Here is an 11,197-nt window from a genome sequence, read left to right on the forward strand (position 1 = left end):
GATGTGTCAACCATTACTGAGCCAAACCTCATGAACGAGAGCGGGGACCGATGACCGAACCCGAGACCAGCACCGCACGGAAACCGATCCCCGGCCCGCCCCGTCGCGCGGCGGACATCGCGCGGCACGTCGTCGACGCCGTCGCCGCGCCGGCCGTCTTCCTGGTCGTCGAGTCCCGCCGGGGCCCCGAGTGGGGAGCCGTCGCCGCGATGCTGGCCGCGCTGGCGGTGGCCGTGCTCCGCCGTCACCGCGGCGACCCGCTGGTCGTGGTCACCGTGTCGACGTCGGTCGTGGCGTTCCACAGCGTGAGCGCCATCGCCTTCGGCGAAGGGCGTGCGTTCTACTTCCCCGAGCTCGTCATCAACGTCGTCGGTCTGGTGGCGTGTACCGTCTCCCTGCTGATCGGACGCCCGCTCACCGGGGCGGTCTGCCGCAGGGTCCGGGTGGAGCCAGCGGCGGCCGGAGACCCGGCGGCCCGGCGGCGCCATCGCCGGCTGACCGCCGTGTGGGCCGCGCTGTGGACGAGTCACCTGGTGCCGCTCGGCTACCTCTACGCCGTCGACTCGATCGTCGGACTCACGCTGCTCAGCGCGCTGTTCTGCAAGCCGACGGTGCTGGCGGCGGCCGTCCTCACGGTCGTGGTCGTACGCCGTGCAGCGCCGGCCCGACCGCGGGCTCACGGCGTCCCGCAGGACCGCGGCACGACCGCGACCGCGCCCGCAGGTCCCCTCGCCCACCGCCGAAAGGAAACACCGCAATGACCTCTTCGATCCTCCAGCAGGCCGCCGGGATGTGGGCCGGCCGGCGCGAGCCCACCTCGGTGGTCGAGCCCACCATGCCCCGGTCCGAGGAGGTGGCGGACGGGGTGTTGATGGTGCCCGGCTTCGGGCACGCCTTCGCCCTCCGGCACGCGCACGGGCTCGTGCTCTTCGACACCGGCGCCGAGCTGTTCGCCGGTCAGTTGCACGACCAGGTCACCGCCTGGCACCCCGGGCCGGTCACCCACGCGGTCTACTCGCACGGTCACGTCGACCACGTCGGCGGCGCCGGCCACGTGCGCGAGGCCCTGGAGAACACTGCGCGGTACCTGGAGACCCTCGTGGACCAGACGATCGCCTGCCTCAACGACGGGGCGACGCTGGCCGAGACCCTGCACCGCGTACGGGTGCCGGACGACCTGGCCGCACTGCACTACCTGCAGCCGCTCTACGACGAGCCGGAGTTCGTCGTCCGCAACGTGTGGCGCCAGTTCGCCGGCTGGTACGACGGCAACCCCGCCCACCTCAAGCCCGCCGCCGACGACGCGCTGGCGGCCGAACTCGCCGCGCTCGCCGGGGGCGCCCGGGTACTCGCCGACCGCGCGCTGGAACTGGCCCGCGGCGGCTCCCGCCGGCTGGCGTGCCACCTCGCCCAGCTCGCCGGCGACGCCGCTCCGGACGACACCGGCGTCCACGCGGCGCGCGCCGAGGTCTACGCGCTGCGTACGGCCGAGGAACGCAGCACCATGGCGACCGGCATCTTCGCCTGGGCCGAGGCCGAGTCCCGGGGCGTCCTCGCCGGTACGGACGCGATGACCGAACTCGCCCCGGCCACACCGGCGACACCGCCCCGCTGACCCCCGCCTCGGCCCCCGCCCCCCCCGGTCCCCCAACCCCCGGCCCTCCTCCGGTTCCCGGACCCGGACCCCGGTTCCGGCCGGAGGGCGGGCTGGAGAGCCGGGCCGGGCCGCACCGGGTAGCGCCGGATCCTGTCACCGGTCGGTCGCCGGCTCCAGTTCGCGATCCGGTGCGTCCGCCGTGCCCGCGGCCGGTGCCGCCTCCCGGAGCTTGCCGCCCTCGACGTCGAGGTCCGGCAGCAGCCGGTTCAGCCAGCCGGGCAGCCACCAGGCGGCCTTGCCGCACAGGGCGAGCAGGGCGGGCACCAGCGTCATGCGTACGAGGAAGGCGTCCACGACGACGCCGAAGGCGAGCGCGAAGGCCATCGGCTTGAAGATCGCGTCCGCGCCGGGGACGAAACCCGCGAACACCGCGAACATGATCAGGGCCGCCGCCGTGACCACCCGCGAGGCGTGCCGCGCCCCGGTCACGACCGCCCGCCGCGGCGGCTCCCCGTGCACGTACGCCTCGCGCATCCGGGAGACGAGGAACACCTGGTAGTCCATGGCCAGTCCGAAGAGCACCGCCATCAGGATGATCGGCAGGAAGCTGACCACCGGGCCGGTCTTCTCCACTCCGATGAGGCCGGCGAGCCAGCCCCACTGGAAGACGGCGACGACCGCGCCGAACGAGGCGGCGACGGACAGCAGGAAGCCGAGGGCCGCCTGGAGCGGCACCACCAGGGAGCGGAAGACGAGGAGCAGCAGGAGCAGCGACAGGCCGACCACAATGACGGCGAACGGCGCCATGGAGGCGGCGAGCCGGCCGGACACGTCGATGTTGACGGCGGTCGGCCCGGTCACCGACACCTCGGCCCCGGTACGGTCCTCCCAGCCGGGCGCGGTGTCGCGCAGCTCCTGCACCACGTCCTGGGTCTCGGGCTCCGCGGGGCCGGTCTCCGGCACCAGTTGTACGAGCACGCCGCCGGAGCCGGGGTCGACGCGGGGCTCGGCCACGGTCGTGACCCCGGGCAGCCCGCGGGCGTCGGAGGCGATGGCCTCGGCGGCCTCCTGCCCCTGGGCGGGGTCCTCCGCTTCGGCGAACACGAGCAGCGCGCCGTTGAAGCCCGGGCCGAAGTGCTCGTCGATCAGGTCGAACGCCTCACGCTGGGTGGTGCCCGCGGCGGCGGTGCCGTTGTCGGGGAGGGCGAGTTCGAGGTTCTTCGCGGGTACGGCCACGGCGGCGAGCGCGGCGACGACCGCGCACACGGTGACCAGCGGGCGCCGGATGGCCAGCCGCGCCCAGCGCTCGCCGCCGCCGGTGGCGCCGAGCTCGCGCCACTCGGCGCGCGACGCCGCCTTGGGGCGCAGCCGTTCGCCGGCGACGCCGAACAGCGCCGGCAGCAGGGTGACGGCGACCGCCACCGCGATGAGCACGGTCGCGGCGGCTGCCAGGCCCATGACGGTCAGGAACGGGATGCCGACGACCGTCAGGCCGCACAGTGCGATCACCACGGTCAGGCCGGCGAACACGACGGCGCTGCCCGCGGTGCCCGTGGCCCTGGCAGCCGATTCCTCCGCCGGCATGCCGCGGGCCAGTTGGGAGCGGTGCCGGCTGAGGATGAACAGTGCGTAGTCGATCCCGACGGCCAGGCCCAGCATCAGCGCCAGCGTCGGCGCGGTGTTCGTGATCGAGACCGCGTCGGTGAGGGACAGCAGCCCCGTCAGCCCGACCGCGACACCGGCGAGCGCGGTGACGAGCGGCATGCCGGCGGCGAAGAGCGAGCCGAAGGTCACGGCCAGCACGGCGAAGGCGATGACGACGCCGACGACCTCCTGGGCGTGGCCGCCCTCCTCCCCGGAGTTGCCGTAGGCGGCGCCGCCGGCCTCGGCGGTCAGCCCGGCGTCGCGGGCGGCGGCCAGGGTGTGCTCCAGTTCGTCGAGGGAGCCGTCCTCCAGACCGCTCTGGGCCACCTCGTACTGCGCCTGGCTGAGCGCGGCGGTGCCGTCCTGCGAGACGCTCTTGGTCTCGAACGGGTCGCTGACGGCGGCGACTTGGGGTGCCTTCCCGGCCGCCGCGAGGGACTCGTCGATCGCGGCGGCGTACTGCGGCTCGGTGATGTCGTGTCCCTCGGGCGCGGCGAAGACGAGCTGCGCGCTGGTGCCGGCGGCCTGCGGGAAGGTCTCCTCCATGGTGTCCAGGGCCTGCTGCGACTCCGAGCCGGGGATGGTGAAGTCGTCGTCCAGCTCGCCGCCGAAGGCGAGCATGCAGCTCACGGCCGCGGCCAGGATCACCAGCCAGGCGGCGAGCACGGTTCGCCGGCGGCGGAACGCGCCGCGGCCGAGCCGGTAGAGCAGGGAAGCCATCGGGTCGTACTCCTTCGGTGGGTCAGGTCTGGAGGGTTGCGGGGCCGCCCGACAGGCCCAGCTCCAGGCCGTCGTCGGTGACGGCGAGCGAGCTGGGCTCAAGGCCGAGGGGGAGGTCACCGAGCGGAATCCGCCGCTCGGCGCGCGCGGAGGCGGCGTCGGCGGCCTCCGCGGGCAGCGGCCGGCCGTTGAGGGTCGGCTCGCCTGGCTCCAGCTCGATGGCGGAACCCTGCAGCCGCGGCGTCAGCGGCAGCTCGACGATTCCGCCGGGCCCGGCGCGTACCACCAGGCGGCCGGCCTGCGGATCGGGCTCGATCTGCGCCGCGCCGCCGCCCGGCGCGAGCGCGGCGGCGTCGATACGTGCCTCGACGGTGCTGGAGTCCACCGACACCGCGCCCTGCCCCCGGGTGACGTTGGTCAGCCGGGCGTCGATGTCGAGGCCGCTGCGCCCGCCCACGGTGGCGTCCTCGGCCGACACGTCGACCTGCGGCAGCGAGCCCCCGGTGAGCTGGAGCAGCACGGGTGTGGTGCCCAGATCGACATCCGGCGATACGTGCAGCTTCCGCTCCGCGCCGTCGGCGATCCGCCCGCCGACCCGGGCGCGTACGACGCCCTCGGCCACCGCTGCCGCACTCACGACGACCAGCAGGGACGCGACGGCCACGACCGTGAACCGGCGGTGCGCGCGCAGGCGTCGCCATACCTTCCTAAAAACTGTCATGACTGACACGTTACCCGAAGTGTCAGGACTGACATTTTTCTTATCGGCGTGCAAGAATGCGGAACGTGAGCGGGACAACGGGACGCCGCGAGCGGAAGAAGGCGGCCACGCGCGCGGCGTTGCAGCAGGCGGCGCTGGCGATGTTCGAGGAGCGCGGCTTCGAGCAGACCACGGTGCGTGACATCGCGGAGGCCGCGGATGTGACGGAACGCACCTTCTTCCGCTACTTCCCCTCCAAGGAGGACCTCGTCCTCGGCGAGATCTACGACCTGATCCCGGCACTCCAGCAGCGGGTGGCCGCACGCCCCGCCGCAGAGCCGCCGCTGACCGCGGTGCTGAACGGCCTGAACGACGTGGCCGGCGAGCGCCCCGGCGGCTTCGCCATCCTCTTCAGCGGCCCGCCCGCCCGCTTCATGACCGCGCCCACACGCCCCGGCCGGCTCCTGCTCGACTTCGAGAACGCACTCGCCGAAACACTCCGCACCCGCCTGGAGGCCGCCGACGACCGGAAACCGGCCGCCAGCGACGTGGAACTGCGCGCCTCCGTCCTGGCCCGCGCGTCGGTCGCGGCCATGCGCAGCGCGCTGATCGCCCACGCCGACCGCCCGGAAGAGGGCCGCGCACACCGGGACTCCATCGCCGACCTCATGCGCGCAGCGTTCACGGTCCTGGGCGCCTGACGCGGCCGGAGACCGTCCGGCCGTTGCGCACGGCCGACCCGGGCTCAGCTCTGCTGCAGTGCGCGGAACGCGTCGAACCAGGCGTAGTTGCGGCCCGGAGTGCCGTCCGCGTGCGGCCGCACGGTGCGGTTCGCGTAGACGGGGTTGAGGATCCACGGCGGCTTGTCCGGGCCGAAGTCCTGTGCCATGGACCGGATCTGGACTCCGGCGTAGGCGGCCACCGCCAGCCTCCCCGTATCGCGGAACATCCGCACCTGGTTGGCGAGGTAGGTCTTGCGGGTCTCGAACCACGGGCTGAGGGCCAGGAAGTCGTTCCACTTCTGCTGCGCGAACGGGCTGCGGATCGCGTCCGCGATGACCTGCCACACCAGGGTGTCCGGGGAGATGCCGTACCGGACGGCGAACTCGGCCGGCACCTTGTCCTCCATGTGCTGATTCCAGTGATGGACCAGGGAGAACTCTGTGGCCAGGAACTTCTGGCCGGCACGCAGCCGGGGCAGGACGTAGTCGAGGAACCTGGCGGACGCCTCTATGCAGCCGACGTGCGGATGGATGTCGACCCCGTCGATGGCCTGGGTGGTGCGCACGTACGTCATCCAGCGCTCGGTCGCCGGGGTCTGCTGTGCCGGATCGTCAAGGCGGTTCAGCGCACCCATGTAGAGGCCGGTCCGGCAGGCCGCGCCGCCGCAGTGCGCCGCGCGGTACGCGATGACATGCGCCGCGAGCCGCTCATAGAAGCCGTTGAGGATGCTGTTGCGCTCGGCCGGCATGGTCTCCAGGAACGGCTCGTTGCCGATGGTGAGGATGTCGGCCCTGCCCATCACGGCGCCGAGCACCGCATCCACCCGGTCGAGCAGCGCGGCCATGGCGGTGCTCCCCGCCCGGGGAAGGGGCGTGCTGCCGTACGGGAACTTCAGCGACAGCACCGTCCGGTAACCGCGCCGGGCGGCGTCGAGCACGGCAGCCACGGCAGGCTGCCCGGCCGGGTCGCCCTGGTCGCCTTCGCGCACCGGGCAGAAACCGCGCAGCCAACTGGCCGACAGTGCGTCCAGGTAGGCGGGGTCCAGGTCGGAGGGATCCTCATTGAAGTTGACTCCCAGGGCACCCGAGGGCGCGGCAGCCGACTCGTGACACGCACGACGCTCGGACGCGGATTCCCGCTGCCCGGTCACCCCGTTCGCCACCGCGCCGCCACCAAGTCCGGCAAGCACCACCGCCCCGGACCCGGCAAGCAGCAGCCGCCGGGACGGGCGTCGCTGGGGACGAGGCGGACGGGGCGCGGCCGAGCGGCCCGCTGTTTCATGTCCGTGTACTGTCAAGCCGCCCATGCGGCACAGCATGGGAAGGCCGGCCGATTTACGTCAACATCCCGGATAGATAATCCGGACGACGCCACGGGGCACCACGCCGCCGGCAGCGCCCGGCGCCGGCCCTCGCTCCTCGCCCTTCGGGTGGTCTGTCACGGCGGTGGCAGTTCGCCGGTGCCCCGGGGCACCAGCCGGACCTGCACCGTCCGGCGCTTCGCCCCCCGGCGGGCGCCGTCGAGCCGGTCGAGCGCCAGTTCGGCGGCGGCGGTGCCGATCGCCCGCGGGTCCTGGGTGACGACCGTCAGTCCCGGCCGCAGGACGTCTGCCAGCGGGAGGTCGTCGAAGCCGACCAGTGCCACGTCCTGGCGGCCGTCCACGGTCAGCGCCTGTACCGCGCCGAGGGTGGCGAAGTTGTTGCCGGTGAAGATCGCGGTCGGCGGCCGGTCGAGAGCCAGCAGCCGGCGCACCTCCCCGGCCGCCGCGTCCGGGTCATGGGCATCGGCGGCCAGCGTCCGGTCGTACGGGATGCCGGCCTCGGCCAGCGCGTCGCGGTAGCCGCGGAAGCGCTCCTGACGGGTGAACAGCGAGGCGGGCAGGTCTCTGATGTAGGCGATCCTGCGGTGTCCGTGCGCGATCAGGTGGGCGGTGCCCTCCTTGGCGCCCTGCCGGTTGGCGCTGACCACGCAGTCCGCGGCCAGGCCGGCCGCGGGCCGGTCGAGGAAGACCAGGGGCAGCCCGCTCTCCCGCTCCCGGCGCAGGTAGCGGTGGTCGCCGTCGGCCGCGGGCACGATCATCAGGGTGCTGATGCGGCGGGCGAGGAAGGTGGTGACCAGCGTCTTCTCCCGCTCCACCGACTCGCCGGAGGAGCCGATGAGCAGGGTGAGCCCGCGGCTGCCCACCGCCTCCTCGATGCCGCTGGCGACCGTGCCGAAGAAGGGGTTGCTCATGTCTGGCACGACCAGGCCGACCGTGGAGTCGCGGGACCCGATGCGCATGTTGCGCGCCATCAGGTTCGGCTGGAAGCCGAGTTCCTCGATGACCGTCATGATCTTCGCGCGGGTCTCATCGGCGACCGGACCGTCTCCGTTGAGGACCCTGGAGACGGTCTTGGCGCTCACTCCCACCCGCTTGGCCACATCCGTCAGCGTGGTCCGCCGCTGGCTCGGCATCTGCGTTGCCTCTTCTTTGTCCGCGCAGGCCGTCCGGCCACAGCACCAGCAGGTCAGCTCGAGCGCAGCCCGGCGGCCCGCACCGCCTTCTCGTCGGCTACGACCGTACCTCCGTTCCCCGTCGCGGGCTCCAGCGCCCCGGTCATGATCGCCACGACCTCGGACATGGTGTGGTCGGCGGGGTCGAGCTGCGCGACCCGGCGGCCGAGCCGCTGGACGTGGATACGGTCCGCGATCTCGAAGACGTGCGGCATGTTGTGGCTGATCAGCACGACCGGCAGGCCGCGGTCGCGGACTCGGCGGATCATGTCGAGGACCTGCGCCGACTCCTTCACACCCAGCGCCGCCGTCGGCTCGTCCATCACCACCACGTGCTGCGCCCACGCCACCGCGCGGGCCACCGCCACGCCCTGCCGCTGGCCGCCGGAGAGCGACTCGACGGCCTGGGTCAGCGAGGGCAGTCCGATCTTCAGTTCGGCCATGTGGGCGGCGGACTCGGCGCGCATCCGGCGCGTGTCCAGCATCCGGAAGACCCGGCCCAGCACGCCTTTCCTGCGCAGTTCGCGGCCCAGGAACATGTTGCTGGCGATGTCGAGTGAGGCGGCGACGGCCAGGTCCTGGTAGACGGTCTCGATGCCGTGCCTGCGCGCGTCGAGCGGGTCGCGCAGGCGCACCTGCCGCCCGTCCAGTTCGATCGTGCCCTCGTCCGGTTGCAGCGCCCCGGTGAGCGCTTTGATGAGGCTGGACTTGCCGGCGCCGTTGTCGCCGATGACGGCGAGCACCTCGCCGGGCAGCAGGTCGAAGTCGCAGCCGTCCAGGGCGGTGACCTGGCCGTAGCGCTTGACCAGGCCGCGAGCACGCAGCACGGGCGCGGCGTCCGGTGCCGGGGCCGCAGCCGGCTGCGGCATGGTCTCGTCCTTCGTCATCGGCCGGCCCTCCTGCGGGAGATCTGGTCGACGGTGACGGCGAGGATCACCAGCCCGCCGGTGATGAGGGTCTGGTAGATGGAGCCGACGCCCATCAGTTGCAGACCGTTGCGGAAGACTCCGACGATCAGCGCGCCGATGAGGGTGCCGAGGACTACGCCCCGGCCGCCGAAGAGGCTGGTGCCGCCGAGGACGACCGCGGTGATGGAGTTGAGGTTGTCGTCGGTGCCGGCTTTGGGGTCTCCGACGCCGGTGCGGGAGACGAGCAGGAGGGCGGCGATTCCGTAGATGAGCCCGGCGAGGGTGAAGATGCCCAGGCGCAGCCGGTCCACCCGGATGCCGGTCAGCCGGGCCACCTCGGGGCTGTTGCCGAGGGCGTAGGTGTGCTTGCCCCAGGCGGTGCGGCCGAGGAGGTAGGCGAAGAGGAGGAACAGGACGACGGTGAGGACGGAGCCGTACGTGACGTCGGTTCTGCCCATCGGGAAGGTCTCGCCGAGGGCCGTCAGCTCGTCCGGCAGGCCGGTGACGGTCTGGTCGTCGGAGTAGATATGGGTGAGCGCGAAGGCGATGTTGAGCATGCCGAGCGTGACGATGAACGGCGGCAGGCGGACGAAGGTGACGAGCGCGCCGTTGGCGAACCCGAGCAGTGCACAGACGGTGAGCCCGGCGGCGATGGCGAGCAGCGGGGGCAGCCCGCTGTCGGTGGCGAGCTTGGTCATGACGATGCTGCCGAACGCCATGATCATGCCGCAGGACAGGTCGATGCCCGCGGTGAGGATGATCAGGGTCTGGCCGAGGGCGAGGGTGCCGACGACCATCACCTGCTGCATGACGAGCGAGAGGTTGCCGCCGGAGAGGAACTGCTCGCTCTGCGTGGAGAAGAAGGCGCAGGCGACGAGGAGGGCGACCAGCGGGCCCGTGGTGGGGTAGGTCGCGACGGTGCGCCAGTTGAGCGGCGCGTTGGCGGGTGGTGCGGCCGTAGCCGGAGGCTGCGGCTTGGTGGTCGTGCTCAAGTCGATGGCTCCTTGGGTGGCTTGCGGGTCGTACGGAGGGATCGTCCGCGGCTCGCGGACGCGGCGGACCGGGACCGGTCAGCCCCAGCAGTGGTCGAGCCCGTAACCGGTGTCCTCGGCCTCGACGCCCTGGGCGGGACGGTCGGTGATGAGGGTGACTCCGGTGTCGGTGTAGCCGGAGACGCTCTTGTCCTTGCGTACGTGGTCGGCGACGGCCCGCACGCCTTCGCCGGCCATCTTCAGCGGGTACTGCTGCGAGGTCGCCGCGATCTTCCCGGACTTGACCGCCTCGGTGCCGGTGCAGCCGCCGTCGACGGAGACGATCAGCACGTCGTCCTCACGGCCCTTGGCCTTCAGCGCGGTGTAGGCGCCGAGCGCGGCCGGTTCGTTGATGGTGTAGACGACGTTGATGTCGGGCGCCTTCTGCAGGCAGTTCTCCATGGCGGTCTGGCCCTTGGCCTGGTCGCCCTGGGTGTCCTGGGCGCAGACGAGGGACTCGTCGCCCTCCTTGATCCCGTAGCCCTTCAGGAAGCCGTCGTGACGCAACTGCCCGACCGAGATACCGGGGGCCAGGTCGAGCATGGCGATCTTCGCGTCCTCGCCTGCCATCTGCGCCTTGGCGTACGCGCCGATGAGTTCGCCTGCCTTGAGGTTGTCCGTGGCGAAGAGCGCGTCGGTGGCGTCCTGGGGTTCCGTCGGGGTGTCGAGGGCGATGACGACGACGCCCTTGTCGCGCGCCTGCTCGATGGCGGGGACGATGGCCTCGGAGTCGTTGGGCGTGATGAGGATGCCGTCGACGCCGGCGGCGACCATGTTCTCGATGGCGGTGACCTGGCCCTCGTTGTCGCCGTCGAACTTCCCCGCGGCGGTGGAGAGATCGACCTTGTTCCGCCCCGCGGACTCCTCCGCGCCCTCCTTCATCTTCACGAAGAAGGGGTTGGTGTCGGTCTTGGTGATGAGACCGACCTTGAGCTCGTCGTCTCCTGAGGACCCCTGCGCCCCCTCGCCGCACGAGGCCAGCAGCAGTGCTGCTGCGGCACAGGCGGCGATCCTGGCGGCGGTGGTGCGGCGGACTGCTGTGTTCATGGACCTGCCCTACCTTTCAAGTCGTGGGTTCGAACTGGTCATTCGTAAGATCGGTGGGCCCAGGGGCTCTGGGTATGGCTGCATGGGTTGCGCCCTACCTTTCAAGTCGTGGGTTCGAACTGGTCATTCGTAAGATCGGTGGGCCCAGGGGCTCTGGGTATGGCTGCATGGGTTGCGCCCGTGATGGCTTAAGGAGCTTGGCCGCCCGGAGCCCCGCGACGACTCGACCGCCAATTGGGAGATGCGACTCGATCGCTGCGTAGGGCAACGTCGGCGAGGTCGTCTGCTGGGCTGTGAACGCGCGACGAGCTGGCGGAGGTGACCGTGCCCCAGA

Annotated in this window: 10 protein-coding genes; 3 read left to right on the plus strand and 7 right to left on the minus strand. The window is 72.0% G+C overall.

Translation table 11 applies throughout. From position 1 onward, the window contains the following. Positions 1-50 precede the first annotated feature (50 nt). A complete protein-coding gene (locus B124_RS30630; RefSeq protein WP_496506248.1) occupies positions 51-761 on the plus strand; it encodes a DUF3159 domain-containing protein in 711 nt (236 codons plus the stop codon). Further along, positions 758-1,615, plus strand: coding sequence for an alkyl sulfatase dimerization domain-containing protein (locus B124_RS30635; RefSeq protein ID WP_496506249.1), 858 nt, complete (start codon positions 758-760; stop codon positions 1,613-1,615). Before B124_RS30630 ends, B124_RS30635 begins: the two co-directional genes overlap by 4 nt. Positions 1,616-1,750: 135 nt before the next feature. Here the strand turns inward: B124_RS30635 and B124_RS30640 are convergent, their stop codons facing one another. Both B124_RS30640 and B124_RS30645 read right to left on the minus strand, forming a co-directional pair. Further along, on the minus strand, positions 1,751-3,961 hold the full coding sequence (locus B124_RS30640) for an MMPL family transporter (RefSeq protein WP_496506250.1): 2,211 nt from the start codon (positions 3,959-3,961) through the stop codon (positions 1,751-1,753). A 22-nt stretch (positions 3,962-3,983) separates the two neighbouring features. After that, entirely contained in the window at positions 3,984-4,682 is a 699-nt protein-coding gene (locus tag B124_RS30645; RefSeq protein WP_496506251.1) for an LmeA family phospholipid-binding protein, read from the minus strand. A 65-nt stretch (positions 4,683-4,747) separates the two neighbouring features. Here B124_RS30645 and B124_RS30650 point away from each other — a divergent pair, with 65 nt between their 5' ends. Beyond that, a complete protein-coding gene (locus B124_RS30650) occupies positions 4,748-5,362 on the plus strand; it encodes a TetR family transcriptional regulator (protein ID WP_496506252.1) in 615 nt (204 codons plus the stop codon). Positions 5,363-5,406: 44 nt separating this feature from the next. On the opposite strand, the gene B124_RS30655 is transcribed toward B124_RS30650, so the two are convergent. From B124_RS30655 to B124_RS30675, 5 genes are all read right to left on the minus strand, one after another. Next, positions 5,407-6,546 (minus strand): hypothetical protein, encoded by a 1,140-nt coding sequence (locus B124_RS30655; protein ID WP_496506253.1) that lies wholly within the window; start codon positions 6,544-6,546, stop codon positions 5,407-5,409. A gap of 275 nt (positions 6,547-6,821) precedes the next feature. Then, complete coding sequence (locus tag B124_RS30660) at positions 6,822-7,838, minus strand: LacI family DNA-binding transcriptional regulator (protein WP_496506254.1); 1,017 nt, start codon at positions 7,836-7,838, stop codon at positions 6,822-6,824. A 53-nt stretch (positions 7,839-7,891) separates the two neighbouring features. Further along, a complete protein-coding gene (locus B124_RS30665) occupies positions 7,892-8,764 on the minus strand; it encodes an ATP-binding cassette domain-containing protein (protein WP_496506255.1) in 873 nt (290 codons plus the stop codon). After that, positions 8,761-9,777, minus strand: coding sequence for an ABC transporter permease (locus B124_RS30670; protein ID WP_496506256.1), 1,017 nt, complete (start codon positions 9,775-9,777; stop codon positions 8,761-8,763). The genes B124_RS30665 and B124_RS30670 overlap by 4 nt, the downstream gene beginning before the upstream one ends. 78 nt (positions 9,778-9,855) lie before the next feature. After that, positions 9,856-10,863 carry a sugar ABC transporter substrate-binding protein gene (locus tag B124_RS30675; protein WP_496506257.1) on the minus strand — a complete coding sequence of 336 codons (1,008 nt, stop codon included), beginning with the start codon at positions 10,861-10,863 and terminating at the stop codon, positions 9,856-9,858. Between the last annotated feature and the right edge of the window lie 334 nt (positions 10,864-11,197).

The sequence above is a fragment of the Streptomyces sp. CNP082 genome, from assembly GCF_059570535.1.

What these genes read in the sequence shown, in the direction of transcription:
- B124_RS30630 (WP_496506248.1), top strand. Translation starts at nt 51, where the DNA reads ATGACCGAACCCGAGACCAGCACCGCACGGAAACCGATCCCCGGCCCG.
- B124_RS30635 (WP_496506249.1), top strand. Translation starts at nt 758, where the DNA reads ATGACCTCTTCGATCCTCCAGCAGGCCGCCGGGATGTGGGCCGGCCGG.
- B124_RS30640 (WP_496506250.1), bottom strand. Translation starts at nt 3,961, where the DNA reads ATGGCTTCCCTGCTCTACCGGCTCGGCCGCGGCGCGTTCCGCCGCCGG.
- B124_RS30645 (WP_496506251.1), bottom strand. Translation starts at nt 4,682, where the DNA reads ATGACAGTTTTTAGGAAGGTATGGCGACGCCTGCGCGCGCACCGCCGG.
- B124_RS30660 (WP_496506254.1), bottom strand. Translation starts at nt 7,838, where the DNA reads ATGCCGAGCCAGCGGCGGACCACGCTGACGGATGTGGCCAAGCGGGTG.
- B124_RS30665 (WP_496506255.1), bottom strand. Translation starts at nt 8,764, where the DNA reads ATGACGAAGGACGAGACCATGCCGCAGCCGGCTGCGGCCCCGGCACCG.
- B124_RS30675 (WP_496506257.1), bottom strand. Translation starts at nt 10,863, where the DNA reads ATGAACACAGCAGTCCGCCGCACCACCGCCGCCAGGATCGCCGCCTGT.